Origin of the sequence: Streptosporangium sp. NBC_01810 (assembly GCF_035917355.1) — a bacterium.
GTDB lineage: Bacteria > Actinomycetota > Actinomycetes > Streptosporangiales > Streptosporangiaceae > Streptosporangium.
On sequence record NZ_CP109070.1, the window covers coordinates 7,576,818 to 7,593,514 of the forward strand.

10 protein-coding genes and 2 pseudogenes are annotated in these 16,697 nt (G+C 67.9%); 4 read left to right on the forward strand and 8 right to left on the reverse strand.

The features are described from left to right. Positions 1-127 precede the first annotated feature (127 nt). The gene (locus OIE13_RS34285) at positions 128-1,252 is read right to left on the reverse strand and encodes a thioester reductase domain-containing protein (RefSeq protein WP_326829267.1); all 1,125 of its coding nucleotides are present in this window, start codon (positions 1,250-1,252) and stop codon (positions 128-130) included. After that, complete coding sequence (locus OIE13_RS34290) at positions 1,249-8,763, reverse strand: SDR family NAD(P)-dependent oxidoreductase (protein ID WP_326829268.1); 7,515 nt, start codon at positions 8,761-8,763, stop codon at positions 1,249-1,251. Before OIE13_RS34290 ends, OIE13_RS34285 begins: the two co-directional genes overlap by 4 nt. A 102-nt stretch (positions 8,764-8,865) precedes the next feature. On the opposite strand from OIE13_RS34290, the gene OIE13_RS34295 reads away from it, so the two are divergent. The 3 genes from OIE13_RS34295 to OIE13_RS34305 all read left to right on the forward strand — a co-directional run bounded on the left by OIE13_RS34295 (position 8,866) and on the right by OIE13_RS34305 (position 11,462). Continuing rightward, positions 8,866-9,423, forward strand: a complete 558-nt coding sequence (locus OIE13_RS34295; RefSeq protein ID WP_326645234.1) for a transposase — start codon at positions 8,866-8,868, stop codon at positions 9,421-9,423. Positions 9,424-9,838: 415 nt separating this feature from the next. Beyond that, positions 9,839-10,237: a YciI family protein gene (locus OIE13_RS34300; RefSeq protein WP_326829270.1), complete on the forward strand. Its 399-nt coding sequence runs from the start codon at positions 9,839-9,841 to the stop codon at positions 10,235-10,237. After that, positions 10,224-11,462, forward strand: coding sequence for an RNA polymerase sigma factor (locus OIE13_RS34305; protein ID WP_326645230.1), 1,239 nt, complete (start codon positions 10,224-10,226; stop codon positions 11,460-11,462). The genes OIE13_RS34300 and OIE13_RS34305 overlap by 14 nt, the downstream gene beginning before the upstream one ends. A gap of 104 nt (positions 11,463-11,566) precedes the next feature. Here OIE13_RS34305 and OIE13_RS34310 read toward each other — a convergent pair whose 3' ends face one another. From OIE13_RS34310 to OIE13_RS34335, 5 genes and pseudogenes are all read right to left on the reverse strand, one after another. Continuing rightward, complete coding sequence (locus OIE13_RS34310; protein WP_326645229.1) at positions 11,567-12,133, reverse strand: dihydrofolate reductase family protein; 567 nt, start codon at positions 12,131-12,133, stop codon at positions 11,567-11,569. A 278-nt stretch (positions 12,134-12,411) separates the two neighbouring features. After that, a pseudogene (locus OIE13_RS34320) lies at positions 12,412-12,630 on the reverse strand (cytochrome P450); the annotation flags it as partial. A 58-nt stretch (positions 12,631-12,688) separates the two neighbouring features. Next, positions 12,689-14,113, reverse strand: a pseudogene (locus OIE13_RS34325) (oligopeptide/dipeptide ABC transporter ATP-binding protein); the annotation flags it as partial. 199 nt (positions 14,114-14,312) lie between these two features. Then, the gene (locus OIE13_RS34330; protein ID WP_326829271.1) at positions 14,313-14,690 is read right to left on the reverse strand and encodes a hypothetical protein; all 378 of its coding nucleotides are present in this window, start codon (positions 14,688-14,690) and stop codon (positions 14,313-14,315) included. Positions 14,691-14,968: 278 nt separating this feature from the next. Continuing rightward, positions 14,969-15,211 carry a hypothetical protein gene (locus tag OIE13_RS34335; protein ID WP_326645226.1) on the reverse strand — a complete coding sequence of 81 codons (243 nt, stop codon included), beginning with the start codon at positions 15,209-15,211 and terminating at the stop codon, positions 14,969-14,971. A gap of 378 nt (positions 15,212-15,589) precedes the next feature. On the opposite strand from OIE13_RS34335, the gene OIE13_RS34340 reads away from it, so the two are divergent. Then, positions 15,590-15,730 (forward strand): hypothetical protein, encoded by a 141-nt coding sequence (locus tag OIE13_RS34340; RefSeq protein WP_326829272.1) that lies wholly within the window; start codon positions 15,590-15,592, stop codon positions 15,728-15,730. A 765-nt stretch (positions 15,731-16,495) separates the two neighbouring features. Here OIE13_RS34340 and OIE13_RS34345 read toward each other — a convergent pair. Beyond that, positions 16,496-16,687: a hypothetical protein gene (locus tag OIE13_RS34345; RefSeq protein WP_326645224.1), complete on the reverse strand. Its 192-nt coding sequence runs from the start codon at positions 16,685-16,687 to the stop codon at positions 16,496-16,498. Positions 16,688-16,697: the final 10 nt, after the last annotated feature.

Genomic DNA, 16,697 nt, shown 5'->3' on the forward strand with positions numbered 1-16,697 from the left:
TGGGCGCTCCCTTCGAGTTCGGCCTCGCCGGGATGTTGATCGCTGTCGATCTCAACAGAACCGCAGGTCAGCGCCATTGGGGTTCATGTCCTGGTGATGCGCTCCGAGCATGAGACAGCGCCTCACGCTAACACCGTTCGTGATCATGTGATGGGAATGTGTTGGTTATTCCATCGAGCATCCGGGTGAAGAACTCGGTGCCCAGGATCATCTCCGGGCCCGTGTCGATGGATCCGTTGAGTGCCGATCTTGTGAGTGCGGAATTGATCGTGGGCGGCAGGTACCGCGGCTCTGGGACGATCATGTAGGAGATGCCTTCCCAGCAGGCGAGGACGAGTTGGGCCGCGGGCCGTTCGGCGTGTCCGAGGAGGTCTTCCTTCCATTGTGCGGGGGCGCGTTTCGGCAGGTCGTAGCCGTAGGCGCGGGCCTGGTCGAAGACCTGGGCGACGGGTATCGGAGCTGCCTGGTTCGGGTGGTAGACCCGGCCGGGGGCGTCGGGCCGCCGAGAGAGCTGCACGATGTCGGCGGCGATCCGGTCGACCGGTGCGCCGGGTATGGTGCCTGGGCTCTCTGGTGCGGTTCCGACTTCGATGGCGGCTCTGACCAGCCGTGTCCAGAGGTCGGTTTCGGCGAACTGCCAGTGGCGGCTGCTTCCGAAGATCACACCGGCGCGGTAGATCGTGGTGGGCAGTCCGGTGGCAGCGGCTCGGCGTATTTCTTCCTCGGCTCGGTACTTCGATTGGCCATAGCCGAGTGTGCCTGCCATCGCGAGGCTCACTTCGGTGTTCTCGTCGACGGTGGGGCAGGACAGCTCGCGGGCGGCCGCGAAGACGACGACTGATGAGATGTGATGCAGGGCTTTTGTTCGGCGATGGCCGGCGAACCGGATGGCTTCCTGGGTCGCGGTGACGTTGCCGGGTATCAGATCTGTGAAGGGGGCGGCGAGATCCACGGTGGCCGCGCAGTGGTATATGCCGTCTACGGTGTCGGCCAGGCGGGTGTACTGCGCTACCGGCAGGCCCATGCGCGGTTCGGTCATGTTGCCGCGTGTGGCCTTGACCCGGTCTAGGTCGAGGCCGGTTTCGGGTCCGTTCAGCCTGGTCAGATGCGCGTGGAGCCGCCGGGTCGCACTGTGGTCGGTGCGGCTTCGGACAATGCAGTGGATCGTGGCCGACGTGGAGCGGAGCAGCTCGAGGCACAGATGTCCGCCCAGGAAGCCCGTTGCGCCGGTCACCAGCACCGTCTCGGTCACATGACGCTCCCCGTGGCGGTAGGCAGCCTCTTGCTCAGCCGGGTCAGTACCTGTTTGGCCAGGTCGGTGGCGCTGGCGGCGGGACCGATGGCCATGACGGGGATGTCGCAGCCGAGGCTCCGCCAGATCGCTCCTTGCAGCTCCGCCCTCATCAGCGAGTCGATTCCAAGTTCGTTGAGCGGGCGGCTCGCGGCGACGTCCTGAGGCGCGGCTTGCAGCACCTCGGCGAGCAGCCGGGTCACGGTATCGGTGACCAGCGTCTCGGCTTCGGCCGAAGCGGCGTTCATGATCTGCTCGCGCAGGTCTTCCGGTCTGCCGGCAAGGACGGCGGACCGCACAGGGGAGAATCGCGGCGCGTCCAGGGTGGGCAGCAGCGCCCTGGCGTCTTCCCAGTCGACGGCACCGACCAGGGCGACGTCGGTGTCCAGCTCCATAAGCGAGCCCATCACGTCAAGCCCTCTCCCAGGCTCTACCGGGCGAGTCCAGCGCGCCATGACAGCCTCTGCTTCGGCGTTGCGGGCCAGGTAGCCGACGTCTCCGACCGATCCCCAGGCCACCGCGAGACCGGCCTGGCCTCGTGCCCGCCTGGCTCTGACGAGGGCCTCGCCGAAGAGGTTGCCCGCTGCGTATCCGGCTTGCCCGATGTTCCCGACGGCAGCCGTCACCGAGGAGTAGACGACGAACAGATCCAGCGACCTCTCCCGGGTCAGCCGATCGAGCACCAACGCCCCGCTCAACTTCGGTGCGAGCACGGCACGAAGACGCTGCCTGGTGAGTTCGGTCAGCGGTGCGTCATCGAGCACCATCGCGCAGTGCACCACCCCGCCCAGCCGGTGCCCGGTGGCATCGATTTCCGCGACAAGAGTCCGCATCGCCTGCATGTCGGAGACGTCCACCGCGTGGGCCGTCACCGTGACTCCGCGCTGCTCGAGCGACCTCACTGTCTTTCGGGCCTCTGGGCCGTCCAAACCTCGGCGGCCGATCAGCGCGAGGCGGCCGGCGCCCTGCTCGGCGAGCCACTGGGCGGTCCGGGCACCGAAGCCTCCTAGCCCGCCGCTGACCAGATAGACCGCCTCAGGGTCGAGTCCTGCCCGACGCGCCCCGACTGCGGGTGCGGCAGGCTCGAACGTCAAAACGATCTTGCCGATGTGGCGGGATTGCTTCATCAGGTCAAAGGACTCCGCGACCCGGTCGGCGGGGAAGGCACGGTAGGGCAGCGGTTGGTAGGCCCCGGCTTCCACGAGCTCCGCAACCTCGTTGAGACTGCTCTGGGTCACCTCCGGGAGCTGTTGGAGGACCTGCATGAGGTCCACGCTGAGGAAATTGATGTTGCCACTCAACGCGCTCATCGCCAGCCTGGTACCGGCGTGGAAGTCCTGTTTGCCCAGCTCGACGAAACGACCGCGCGGGCGCAGCAGCTCGAGCCCGCGGACCAGCCCTTCGCCTGCGAGCGAGTTCAGCACGACGTCGACGCCCCGCCCGCCGGTGATGGCCATGACCTCGCCCGCGAACCCCAACCCACGTGAATCGAGGACGTGCTCCACCCCGAGCGCCCGCAGCAGGTCGCGCTTGTCCGCCGTACCTGCGGTCGCGATCACTTTGGCCCCCACCAGCCGGGCGTGCTGGAGGGCGGCCAGCCCCACACCTCCGGTGGCACCGTGGAGCAATACCACCTCCCCCTGGCTGAGCATGGTCCTGTCCGCCAGCGCGAGCCGGACGGTGAGGAAGGCCACCGGAAGTGTCGCGGCCGCTGTGTAATCCATCCCGTCCGGGATCCGCGAGACGCAGCGCCGATCGACGACGACCAGGGAGGCCAGAGCGTTCGGGACTCCCGCGAACACCCGGTCACCCGGCCGCAGATCCCGTACGTCCGCACCGACCTCGGTCACGACGCCCGCGCAGTCGAATCCGTAGAGCGACTCGTGGTTCGGACCGCCGGCGGCTTCGTCCGGCAGCCGGCCGAGAGCTCGAAGGACGTTCCGGTAGTTCACGCCCGCGGCCCTCACCTCGACGGTCACCTCGTTCGGCCCCGGCACCCGCGTTGGCGCCGGCTCCCAGTCGAGCCGGTAGGCCGGACCGTGGTTGCGGATCCTGAGCCGACGTGGCTCTCCCGGACGGACGGGCGGGTCGGAAGCGGGTTTGAGCCGAGGGACGAATCGCCCACCCCGGGTCAGGACGACTTCGTCCTCCGGCGAGTCGCCCAGCAACTCTGACACCAGAACCTTCGCGTCCCGTTCCTGGTCGGCGCCTCGGTCGAAGGACACCTTCCGTACGGCGACGTCCGGCTCCTCATTGGCCAGGCATCTCGCCGCGCCCCATAGGGCGGCGTCGCCGGGGAACAGCGGCCGTTCCGGGGCGGGAAACACGCCGGACGGGCGGGTGACGAGCCACACCATCGGCATGCGGCCTGCCGAGGAGCGCTGTGCGATCGCGGCGCACGACCGCAGGGCCTCGGTGGCCGCGGCGACCCGCTGCGCCGATGCGTCAGGATCATCATCGGCCGTTCCATGGCCGCCGCCCAGCAGGAAGACGACATCGGTGCCACCATGTGGCGGGTCTCCGGCACAAGCCGACGCGGTCTGGCCCGCACGTTCAAGCTCTCGCGCCACCACCTCGGCGAATTCCTGGTCGTTCGGCGACTCGGCGAGGACCCACCAGTCCGCGGTACTCGGAGGCGCCGGATTCTCGTGCGCGCGCAGGGGCCGTCTTTGCCTTGCTGCCAGGAACAGCGTGGTGTCGATGCCCACCGGCTCCTCCTCGGCGCGCAACTCCACGGACTCGGTGAAACCGCGCTCGGCGAGCAGGCCGAGCCACGCGTCCGCACCCAGGAGAGGGCCGCCGGGACGTCGTGCGGTGTCGGTGGCCGACCACCAGCCGTCCAGGAGACCGAAGACCAACGCGAGGGGCCCGATGTGGAGGGTCTCGCCCATCAGGAGGAGCCCTCCGTCGTCCAGGAGCGCGGAGACCGCGTCGAGTGTCCTGCCCAGGTCCGCCGTGGCGTGCAGGACGTTCGCGGCGAGCACGAGGTCGAAGCCCGCCTCCGCGAATCCCTGATCTGCGGGATTCCGCTCGAGGTCCAGGAGCTTGTAGTCGACGAAGTCGTAGGGCTTGAAGCGGGCCGCAGCCGCTTTGAGGAACGCCGACGAAAGATCGGTGAACACATAGCTGGTGCGTTCGGGCGGTAGTAAGGGCAGCACAGCGGCCGTCAGGCCTCCCGTACCCGCACCGACCTCCAGGACGCGCAGGGGCCGGTCGGCGGGCCAGAGCCCCACAAGATCGCTGATGATCGTGCGGGCCAGCAGGTTGCACGGGCTGAGCACCGGTCCGCTGTCATAGAAGTGCTCGGCGGTCTGGAGCCCGCCCTGCGGGAACAGCACCTCCGTTGCCTCCCGGCGACCGGTCAGCACGTCGGTCAGGTACCTGCCGCACCGGCCTGCGAGCTGGAGTTCGGCCGAGTACTCGGGGAACTCGCCCAACGCCGCCGTGAACAGCCGGTACGGCTCGGCCCGCCCGGTCGTCCGCCACCGCCCGCTCCCGGCATCCCCGCAGAGCCCTTCGCCCGCCGCCAGAACACACAGCTGCCGGACCAGGCGCGTGTACTTCGGTAGTACCCCGATGGCGGTCAGATCCTCGATGCTCCACTGGCCTGCAGGCACCAGTTCGTGGACCATCGCCATGGTGAAGTGCGCCGCGACCGCCGTGTACGCCTTCATGAACCGCGAGTGCCGCTCGCTGCGGGCGCTCAGACGGTCGCGAAGCTCACGCCGATGCGGCTCGACGACTGCCAGGAGGTCCGCTATCGCCGGTGTGGTGTCTTGGGCGGTTGGGCCTCCGCCGGAAGCCCGCAGTACGGTCACATGGCGGGCCGGCCCCTCCTCACCTGGCATTCGCCGGAATCGGCATCCGCTCAGTTGCATGACGATGTTGCCCGCAGGGTCGGTCAGGGTGAAGTCCGCGACCACATCGCGTGAGCTGTCCTGCGGCCGCAGCCGGGTCTGGATGGATCCCGTAGCGGTCGGCGGGCGCCACAAGCGGACGCGGTCGAAGGAGACCGGGAGGTGAGCGGTGATCTCGACGCCGCTTCCACGCTGGGCAAGAACGGTCAACACGGTCTGCAGAGCCGCGTCGACGATGGCGGGATGCGCCTCATAGCCACCGGTCGGCTCGGTGAATCTGTATTCGGCGTGCGCCGTTTCCCCTGTGATCAGGACGGACTTCAGACTTCGGAACACCGGTCCGTAGTCGAGACCGGCCCGCGCCGCAACGGCGAAGTGCTCATCCGCGCCGACTTCGACCACGTCGTCCAGCGGAGGCCTGGAGCCGAGGGGGACGGGCGGCGCGTCCACCGCCGCACGTACCCGGCACCGGGCATGGACCTGCCACTCGTCGTCGCTTCGGGTGCTGACGCGAACCTGGCCGTCCTGAGTCACGCAGACCTGGATGTCCAGGTCGGGTTCGGCTGCGGACGGCACCGGCAGCGGACGCAGGATCTCCAGCCCGAGCAGTTCCAGCGGGCCGTCGAGGATCCTGCGTCCGGCGGCCAGGGCGAGCTCCACGAATCCCGTCGCCGGCAACAGGTCGGCACCGGCGACTCGGTGCTCGGTCAGCCACGGCACCCGACCGGGGTCAATTGGTGCGTTCCAGGACGGATCGGGTGCCGGGATCCGGGCACCCAGCAGCGGATGTTCAAGGCGGGGAGCCCACCAGTCCGCTTGACCGTTCCAGTGCCGTTCGCGCTGCCATGGATAGGTCGGCAGCTCGGCCACGGATCCGCGTTGCGGGAGGAACGCCTCCCAATCGGCGTCGGCCCCGGCCGCCAGCAGCGCGGCCACGGCTGTGCGGAGCGCGGGTTCTCCCGGCTGTTCCCTTCGGAGCGTGGGCAGGACGGTCAGCCGGGCGCCCTCCTCTCCGGCGCGGCCCTCTCCGGCGCGGCGCAGATAGGTCTGCAGCACCGGGTGCGGGCCGACCTCCAGGAAGATCTGGTGGCCATCCCGCACCAGCAGGTCGACAGCCGGGCCGAACCGGACGGCCTGCCGGACGTTCTGCCACCAATAAGCCGAATCGAGCTCGGCGCCTTCGACTGGCAGACCGGTCACCGTAGACACCAGGGAAATGCCCGGTATCGCGGGCCGTAGGTCCTCAAGAGCCTTGAGGAGCGGGGTTTCCAGCCTGTCCATGGCCCGGCTGTGGAACGCGAACTCGACGTCCAGCCTTCTGAAGAAGACGCCCTTGCGCACCAGTACGGATTCCAGGTGCCTCAGCGCGTCCCGCGACCCGGCGACGGTGACATCCCTGCCACTGTTGATCGCCGCCAGTTCGACCTCGGCGCCGAACGGCTCAAGTTCCTCGGCCGCCTGGGCCGGGGACAGACCGACTGCGGCCATGGCACCCTCACCCATGGTGAGCTGCTGCGTGCGTCCCCGTGCGGCGCACAGCAGCACCGCGTCCTCAAGATCCAGGGCACCGGAGACGCAGGCGGCGGCGATCTCTCCCACGCTGTGCCCGATGACCGCCGCCGGCCGGATGCCTCGCGCTTGCAGCGCCGCGACAAGCCCCATCTGCACCGCGAAGAGCGCCGGCTGCCCGATCTCGGCGGTGTTCAGCCTCGAATGCGATGCGGGCGCGGTCATCTCGGTGACGACCGACCAGCCGACGTGCCGGGACAGGAGCCGGTCTATCCGTTCCACCGTGGACCGGAACGCTTCGTCACCGGCCAGGAGATCGCGCGCCATGCCGGGCCACGGGGTTCCCGCGCCGCCGAACGCGAAGACGACCCGGCCGTCGGTCCTCGCCGAGTCACTCGCGGTCCCGACCGGGTTCTCGTCGTCAACGACCTCTCTGAGCAGCGACGCCGCTTCCGCCGCACCCGCCGCCAACACCGAGATCCGGTGCTCGCGGACACCTCGGCGCCGGGCCAGCGTGTGGCACACATCGTAGAAGCCGCCACTGTCCGTCGAGTCCAGCCGGTCAGCGACCCGCGCCGCCATGTCCTTCGCCGCGGCAGCTGTGCGACCGGAGACCACGACGGGGAGCAGCGGTGCCGGGGTACGGGCGGACACGTCCACGGGCGGTGGCACCGCAAGGACCGCATGAGCGTTCACACCGCCGAACCCGAACGAGCTCACCCCGGCCAGCGGCCGGGAAACCGAGCGGATGGCACGTTCCCGAGTCACCGGTGAGAGCCCGAGGCGGTCCCAATCGATCCCGGGGTTGAGCGGGTCCGCATGGAGGTTCGGGGGGATCACCCCGTGGCGGAGCACCAGGATGGCTTTCAGGAGTCCGGCCATACCGGCAGCGGACTCCAAATGCCCCATATTCGACTTGATCGAGCCGATTGGCAGTGGATTCCCAGGAGACCGCCTGATCCCGATCGCCTGGCCGATCGCCTCGCACTCGACCGGGTCGCCTACCGGAGTGCCGGTACCGTGCGCCTCCCAGTAGACGAGGTCGTCGAGGTCGACCGCGGCACGCGCATAGACGTCCCGCAGCAATGCCGCCTGGCTGCCGACGCCGGGGTGGGTCAGGCCCTCGGTCCGGCCGTCGGTGTTGGTGCCCGTCCTGAGGAGCAGTGCGTGAACACGGTCGCCGTCCGCCCGCGCGTCCGCCAGAGTCTTCAAGACCACCATTCCGGCGCCCTCGCCGCGGACATACCCGTCGGCGTTGGCGGAGAAGGTCTGGCATCTGCCGCGCTTGGACAGCATGGAGGCCTGGGAGAGCCCGACGAACACAGCGGGATCGAGCAGCACGTTGACGCCGCCCGCCAAGGCCACCCTGCATTCCCCGGAACGGATGGCCTGAGCGGCCTCGTGTAGGGCCACGAGCGCCGAGGAGCACGCCGTGTCGATCGCCATGCTCGGACCGTGGAGGTCAAGGAAATACGACACACGATTGGCCGTATTACCGAAAGTCCAACCAGCGACAGAATAGGCGTTGAGACTCGCAGGGTTCCTCCCCTGAAGAACCCCATAATCACCGTTGAACACCCCAATGAACACTGCGGTATCCGAACCTGCCAGCCGTGCCGGATCGATGCCCGCATCATCGAGGCTCTCCACCGCCAGCTCCAGCATCAGCCGCTGCTGCGGATCGAGCCGATCCGCCTCCCGGGGTGAGATCCCGAAATAGCCAGGATCGAATCCGGCGAGGTCATCGAGGAAAGCCCCGTGGGCGGTGTAGCTCCGGCCGGAGCGCCGGTCCCCCCGATGCACGAACCACGACGGGTCGAACCGGTCGTTGGGCACCTCGGTCACCAGATCGCTGCAAGCCGTCAGCGCACCCCACAGTCCGTCAAGGTCTTCGACCCCACCAGGTAGACGGCACCCCGCACCTACGATGGCCAACGGCTCTTCGGCGGAGGAAACAGTTGCCACGGATTCTCCGATGCTCAACGTGCCTTTTTTTAGGCTAGTACGGCAGTCACTATTCAGGGTTTGACCAGGTCTGATGCGCGGCAGGTCGATGCAATCTTGTGATCGGACGGAGGCGCAACGAGAGCAGCCGCTCGTGATCATGCCTGTGTGACGAGAACAAGATCAGAAGCGGTTACCGCGCTCATCCTAGAGGCCCGGCGCACGCAGCGGAACACCGACGAACTGCTTAGCGCGCCGGCGCCGATGTTCACCCGGGTCGAGCCGCGCCTGCAGGCCGCCAAGTACATCCGGGCCGTCATGTCCGACCTGCCCAAACGCAATGGCTGGACGATCGCCGAGTGGGCCGGGGACCGTTCTCCGGCCGCCACTCGGCGACTGCTGAACCGGGCCCGCTGGGACACCGCCGACGCGATGAGCGTGGTGCGCCGCTTCGCCGTCGCCCATCTGGACACCGCAGCCCGGCCGGGTAGCCTGACCGTCGGTGCCCTGGACGAGTCCGGGCAGGAGAAAAAGGGCACCGCCACCTCGGGCGTCAAGCGTCAGCACATGGGCTGCGCGGGCGGCGTGGACAACGGCGTCAACACCGTCTATCTGGCCTACATCCGGGGTGGGAGCGGGCACGCGCTGATCGGCGCGCGGCAGTGGATCCCGGCCGAGCAGATCGCCGACCCGGTCAAGACGATCACCACCGGATTACCGCTGGACCTGGCCTTCGCCACCAAGGGCGAACTGGCCATCGGTCTGCTGGGTCGCCATTTGCGAACTGACACTCCAATTGCTGTGGACGAGCCGTTGGCCTGACAGAGGTTTCATCGGCTTGTAGGGTGCGGAAACTCAGCCGCCGGGGTTGACCGGGGGATTCGTGGCTCGAGCATGATGAGGTCTCGGGCATCCTGCTGACGGTGTCGTGGTCCTCCCACTACCTCATCCTCGGGCGTGCCTTTCAACTCCTGGTTCTACTGGGTCGCGAAGTGATCGGGCCAAGATGGCCGAGATCGTGGGGCTTCGCCGTCAGGTCGCCGTGCTGCGCCGTCAGGTCGCCGTGCTGCGCCGTCAGGTGAACCCGTCCCCTCCAGCCAGGGAGAGGCGAGGGCTCTGCCTCACCCGGTGTTGGCAGTCAGTCGTGTTTCGGAGATCCTGCCTGACTGCGGCGATGTTCAGGCACGGACCATGCTGAGCAACAGCCTCCTCCGTACCCCGGGCAGAATGCAGGGGGATGCGGCCCGATATCGAGGAGAAGGACGGCACGGTGAAGTACCTGATGCTGATCTACGGCAACGAGGACATCTGGAACGCTCTGGCGCCGGAGGATATGGCGAGCCTGATCGCCGAGGTCGATGGGTTCAACGAGGCGTTGCGCGAGTCGGGAGAGCTTCTTGAGTCAGAGGGGCTGATGCCCCGGCCGCGATCGGTTCAATGGACCGCCGGTGACGCGGTCGTCACCGACGGCCCGTATATCGAGGCGAAGGAGTTCGTCGGCTCCTACTTCGTGGTCGAGGTCGACGACGAGCAGCGGGCGCTGGAGATCGCACGGGCCTATCCGGGGCTGCCGCGCGGCGGTGGCCTGGAGGTGTGGCCGCTGATGGGGCGTGGCTGGGCGAGTGCCGAGGTCTGACGAGCCGGTCGAGGAACTGCTGAGGTCGCTGGCGTCCCGGGTGCTTGGTTCGCTCGTGCGCCGGTACGGGGACTTCGCCCGTTGCGAGGACGCGGTGCAGGAGGCGCTGATCGCCGCGGCGGACGCCTGGCCGCGTGACGGTGTCCCGGACCACCCGCTGGGCTGGCTCAACAAGGTCGCGGTGAATCGGTACATCGATCGGGTTCGGGCCGACAGTGCCCGGGAGCGTCGGGAGCGGGCCGCTCTCGACGCCATGCCGCGCGACGCGCTGGTCGCACCACCGCCGGATGCCGAGGTGGTCCGTGACGACCTGCTGGAACTGCTGTTCCTGTGCTGTCACCCGGCGTTGACCGCCTCGTCGCAGCTGGCGCTCACGCTGCGGGCGGTCGCCGGACTGACCACCGGCGAGATAGCGGCATCCTTCCTGGTGCCCGAGAAGACGATGGGACAGCGCATCTCACGGGCCAAGCAGCGCCTGCGGGAAGCCGGGGCGCGGTTCGAGCTGCCCCCGGACCCTGAGCACGGACCTCGGCTACAGGTCGTGCTGCACGTGCTGTACCTGATGTTCAACGAGGGCTACAGCGCCAGCACCGGCTCGGATCTGCGCCGGCCCCTGCTCACCGGACAGGCCCTGCATCTGGTGCGCCGGCTGTATGCGCGGCTCCCCGAATCCGGGGAGACCGCGGGCCTGCTGGCGTTGATGCTGCTGACCGAGGCCCGAGGCGCGGCGCGTACCGGCCCCGACGGCGTGCTCGTGCCGCTGGCGGAGCAGGACCGGTCCCGCTGGGACACCGCGGCCATCGCGGAGGGAACCGACATCATCACCCGTACGTTGGCGACCCGCACGCTCGGCCCGTACCAGGTTCAGGCCGCCATCGCGGCGGTACACGACGAGGCGCCATCGGCCGAGGCCACCGACTGGCGGCAGATCCTGGCGCTGTACGAGATCCTGGAGCGACTGCACCCCAACCCCGTCGCCACCCTCAACCGGGCGGTCGCGCTGGCGATGGTGCGCGGGCCGCGCGCCGGATTGGCGCTGTTGGACGAGCTGGAATCCGGGGTGCTCGCCGGCCATCATCGACTGCTGGCCGTCCGCGCCCACCTGCTCGACCAGGCCGGGGAGGCTGCTGCCGCAGCCTTGGCGTACCGGGAGGCCGCACGTCTGGCCGGCAGCCGGCCTGAGCAGCGCTTCCTCCTCCAGCGCGCCGCCCGCTGCGCGAGCTGAACCGGGAGGAGTCCGGAGGCTGCCTGGTCATGGTCGACGCCGTGGCGCCGCACCACGCGGTGTTCGTCGCGGCGATGTGCCGGGTCTACTTGGAACACCGGGGTTCAGCCCTGCGCGGTGGTGCGCCGGTGGCGGAGCAGGACGATCTCGGAGTCGAACGTCCGCGTTTCGGTGAGTTCGAGGTCGGCCCGGTGGTCCTGTTGGAAGACCGGCTTGCCGCCGCCCAGGATCACGGGGTGGACGAAGATCTGGTACTCGTCGATCACGCTGTGCCGGGTGAGGTGCGAGGCCAGCACCGACCCGCCGAACAGCAGCAGGGTCGCGCCGGACTCCTTGAGCGCGGTCAGTTCCCCGGCGACGTTCTCGCTGATCACGCGGGTGTTCCAGTCGGCCTTCTCCAGCGTCCGGGAGACCACGACCTTCGGTGCCGCGCGCCAGATCGGGGCGAAGGCCAGGTCGTGCTCATGCTCGGAGTGCTGCTCGGCCTTGGGCCAGTAGCCCGACATCATGTCCCAGACCACGCGCCCGTAGAGGAACACCTTGTCGCCGGAGCTCAGCTCCTGCGCGTAGGCGGACAGTTCCGGACCCATCCGCGGCCAGTCGAACTCGCCGTTCGGGCCCTCGATGAAGCCGTCGAGGGACTGGTGCACGAAGTGGATGAGCTTGCCCATGATGGTGTCCTGTCGTACAGATCTCTCGCGCCTCGGGCGCGCTGTCACCGGGGAGACGGAGCCGACGCCTGGTCTCCTACATCCGGCGCCGGGATTCTTTGAAAATTTTTCTGGACATTCTCGGGCCGTTGACCGACCCGCGGGCACACGGGGGAACTCGGCGGACGCCTTCCACGTCGTCGTCCCGTCGCTGCCGGGCTTCGCGTTCTCCGGGCCGACGCGGGAGACCGGCTGGGGGATCACCCGCGCCGCTCTGCTCAGCCGGTACTACGAGCGGTTCACCGACCACGCGGTGTCCGTGCCTGGTCCCAGGTGACCTCGAGCCGGTGCACGCCATAGATGTTCATGTTGTGGCGCAACGGAACGTCCTCGGCCGGGACGGCCAGGCGGAGGGTCGGGAACCGGCAGAACAGCGCGGGCAGCGCGACCCGCATCTCGACTCGGGCCAGCTGCTGGCCGAGGCACTGGTGGATGCCATGGCCGAAGGCCAGGTGCCCGTGCCCCCCCGGAGAGCTCGTGGGGGTAGCGCTCCATGACGTCGGCGGGCAAGCCCACGTCCTGTAGCAACTCGCGAGCACGAGCGGTCCGCTGGGCGCGCCTGCCGACGCCCTGGATCGCCAGGGGTTCACGCAGGATCGTGCCGATGCGCATCCGGGGGTCGAGGGAGGCGTTAGAGTCCTGGAACATCATCTGCAGCTGAGTACGGCGCGGCCCGGGTGCGCGTGCGCTCATCCGGGTGACCGGCTCGCCATCGAAGATCACCTCATCGGAGGTGGGCCGGTCCAGGGCCACGAGCATCCTGCCCAGGGAGGACTTGCCGCAGCCCGACTCTCCGACGAGCCCGAACGTCTCGCCGGCCGCCACCTCGAAACTCACGCCGGAAACCGCCTTCACGGTACGGCGCCCGCCGAAGAGACCCGCACCACCCGCCGGGTACTCGCGCCTCAGGTCGACGACGCGCAACCGTGGCGCCGCTCCTCGCTCGGGGAGGATCGCCGGCGGGGTGGCGCACCGCGCGCGGACCCCGGCCGTTGGACCGGAGGCCGGATGCCGGCACGCATGGGCATGGCCGTCCTCCTCCTCCTCCACCACCACCGACGGTGCCGACTGCTTCTCGCGGCACCGATCCGTCGCGGCGTCACAGCGCGGTGCGAAGGGGCAGCCGACGTGAGCCACGGTCAGGTCCGGCGGCGCGCCCGGGATGCTGAAGAGCTCCTCGCGCCGGTCATGGGTGAGCGAAGGGATCGAGGACAGCAGCGCGTGCGTGTAGCGATGCCGCGTCCGGCTGAAAAGCACGGGTGTCGGCCCGGTCCCGGCGACGCGCTCGCCGTACATCACCCCCACGCGGTCGGCATGCCGGGCGATCACCCCCATGTCGTGCGTGATGAGGATCATCGACATGCCCAGCCGGGACTTGAGGTCATCGAGGAGGTCGAGGATCTCCGCCTGGATCGTGACGTCGAGCGCCGTGGTCGGCTCGTCGGCGACGACGACCCGTGGCTCGCATACCAGCGCCATCGCGATCATCACGCGTTGCCGCATGCCACCCGAGAGCTGGTGCGGATAGTCGTCCAGCCGCTCGGCCGGCCGCGGCAGCCCGACCAGGGCGAGCATCTCCTCGGCGCGCCCGCGCGCGGCTCGCTTCGACGCGCCATGGTGCAGACGCACCGGTTCGGCGACCTGCTCACCGATCCGTCGAGTCGGGTTCAACGCCGTCATCGAGTCCTGGAACACCATCGCGATGTCGTTGCCGCGAATGGCCCGGTACCGCGCTGCGGGAAGCCCGACGAGTTCCTCGCCGCCCAGGTCGATCGATCCGCTGGTCACCCGGCCTCCGGCCGGCAGCATGCCCATGATCGCGAGACCGGTCATGGACTTGCCGGACCCGGTCTCACTGGAACTACTGAATCTGAAAGCTCGGCGTGACGCGCGATCATGCCGATGACCTGCAGCGATAGATAGCCTTCGTGTAACGTCCACCTTTGATCGTCAGTACTTGGTGACTGCGATACCCATGCGGGGGACTGTAGCGGCGACAGCCCGGTCACCGCGAGGCTTTTTCAGCGGCAGGGCCAGGGCGGTCGGGTCCAGGAAGGTGCCCCGAGGCACTTCGCCGTAGTGCGGGTGGCGAATGAGTGACCGGGCTTCACCGCGCCTTGCTTGAACTCCTCGCCATGCCTCACCGGAACTTTGTGTCAACCGCCTTGTCCAAGCGATCCAATATTTGAGAAAGAAACAAATTCAATGCCTCACCGGATGCCTCGTCGGTGACGGCGGTCAGGCCCCAGCCGTTTGAGATCGTGTATACCACCCGTCCCTCACCGTTGACGAATCCTGAGTCGGGTTTGAAGTTGTACGTGTATGAGAGTGAAGCGTTACCCAAGGGTGCGTGAGAATACCGGGTGAACGTCCAGCTCCCCTCGGTTTCGGAATCTCCGAGGAATGTACCCCGTTCGGTGCAGGACTCTTTCGGCTCATGGAGCGAGTCCTGAGCCTGCTGGACGTCGGACGGCGTGATACGGCCAAATGTGACAACCACCACGGTGTCATTCTCCATGGTGAACTTCGCCTCGATATACTGATGATCAAAGGTCGACGTTACGCAGAATGCACCTATCACTGCAGGTCAGAGGCATGATCGCGTGTCACGTCGAGCTTTCAGGTTCAGTGCGGTGGGGCGATGTCGACGGCGTTCGTATCCAGACTCGGCAGGCAGTCGTACTGAGGCGATCATAAATATTGAGATTTTCCGGAGGTCCAGGTGGTCCGCCTGCCACTCCAGCAGGGCCGACGCGCCTTCCGATCTTCTCAAAAGTCCCAGAACTTATGATCGGCTCAGTAGAAGTTCACGCGGCCGAAACCGTCAATCCAATTTTCGGTCGACGTTCCCGACAGTCCGGTGACGTCCCCCGGTCCGGGGAGCAGCCGGAACAGTTCGGCTTCCGAGTGTATGTTGACGCGCGGGCCGCTCTCCACGATTTTCGGCGTCGTCTCGCGCAACAGGTACTGCGACAGGGTAAAGGCGATCAGTCCCGAAAGCGCAAGTATGGCCACGCGGAGGCCGGTGCTCACCTTCACGTTGCAACAGTCAGCGTGGTGGCCAGGATGAAACGAGGGCCGGAAAGTAATTTCTCAACCAGGCTTTTCGGCAGAGGGTCGTCGGGCGAAGTGTTCTGGCCATCCACGGTTTGAGCGTCCCGGCGGGTTTGTTGCATATTTGGGCGAGCAGCACTCTTCTTCTTTGATCTCGGCATGGGCTGCGGTCGCGTCCGCGCAGGTGGTGTACGAGTGTTTGAGATCGGTACCCGCATCGCGCCTGGCTGATCGCCGCTGAAAAGCGCGGCGTCGTCCGTGGGGAAAAGCGCGGCGAGGGTGGTGGAGTGGTTCAGAGCCGCTTGTTGGTGTCGCGTCGTGCGGGGCCGAAGATCAAAAGCGCAGCGAGGGCGGTGGAGTGGTGTGGGGCCGCTCACCGGTGTCGCGTCGTGCGGGGTGGGGGCGGGCATCGGCCGGGTGTGGGTGACAGAGGGCGGGCCGGTGGAGCTCCGGGAGGGGGCAAAGCGGGTCATGGCGGGCGTGGAGGCGGGGCCGTGGCGGTGACGATCGGGGATTTTCCATGATCTGGGTGAGTTGGCACGCTGGGGGCGTGCGGATTCACCCAGATCAAGGAAGTCGCCACTCCCACCCCCTCGGGTGGGCCGCCTTTCGTGGTGGAAGGCCCGATTCGTCCCCGCACCCGGCCGGGGGCGACCTCTGACCGGACGCCCCGCGGACCTTCGTACCTCGCACGGCGAGAGCCCCGCACGGCGAGAGCCCCGCACGGCGAGAGCCCCGCGCGAGGCGGCGGCGAGGAGCGGCCCCGAATCCTGCCGCACCGCGGCGGACCCGTACCGATGAGCGGTCTGGGGCCACTCCACCACCCTCGCCGCGCTTTTGACCTTCGACCCCGCACGACGCGACACCAACGAGCGGCCCTGAACCACTCCACCACCCTCGCCGCGCTTTTCCCCACGGACGACACCGCGCTTTTCCACCGTGACCGGCTTACCGGACTCGGATGCTCGTACACCACATCCGTGGACGCGACCTGGGCTGCTCTCGCTAGAGGGGCCTGTGAATGGAGTCTCTAGTGTGTCCCTGCCACGACATCGCTGAAAGTATCGCCTGCATTACAGCCGGGGAGCTGTGGCCCTGTCCAGACGTTGGCCGCTGACCATGAAAGGCTGGGGTCACCACGGCTCGAACGTCAGGCCGGTCTCGGGGATGAACAGGCCACTCCGCGCGGTGTGCAGCGGTCATTCGTCACCGCGGGCCAAGGGCCGGCGCCTTCTCACGGGGATCAGCGTGAGGAGGCAGCTATACAGGTCAGGTCACCCTTACGGCCGGAGCTGTGAAGGTGTTGCAGGCGCAGGGAGACCGGGTTTCGAAACCACGCCTCTGCCAGTAGAGCCGGTTCTTGGTCGTGCCGTTGCCCGCGATGCTGCTTTCGATGCGGTGCCGGTCGATGAGGAACGTCTCAATCGTCGCCGCCCGTTCAATCCCGTCGTTCTGAATCACACATGGGACG

What these genes read in the sequence shown, in the direction of transcription:
- OIE13_RS34290 (WP_326829268.1), bottom strand. Translation starts at nt 8,763, where the DNA reads ATGATCACGAGCGGCTGCTCTCGTTGCGCCTCCGTCCGATCACAAGAT.
- OIE13_RS34295 (WP_326645234.1), top strand. Translation starts at nt 8,866, where the DNA reads ATGTTCACCCGGGTCGAGCCGCGCCTGCAGGCCGCCAAGTACATCCGG.
- OIE13_RS34300 (WP_326829270.1), top strand. Translation starts at nt 9,839, where the DNA reads ATGCGGCCCGATATCGAGGAGAAGGACGGCACGGTGAAGTACCTGATG.
- OIE13_RS34310 (WP_326645229.1), bottom strand. Translation starts at nt 12,133, where the DNA reads ATGGGCAAGCTCATCCACTTCGTGCACCAGTCCCTCGACGGCTTCATC.
- OIE13_RS34330 (WP_326829271.1), bottom strand. Translation starts at nt 14,690, where the DNA reads ATGGAGAATGACACCGTGGTGGTTGTCACATTTGGCCGTATCACGCCG.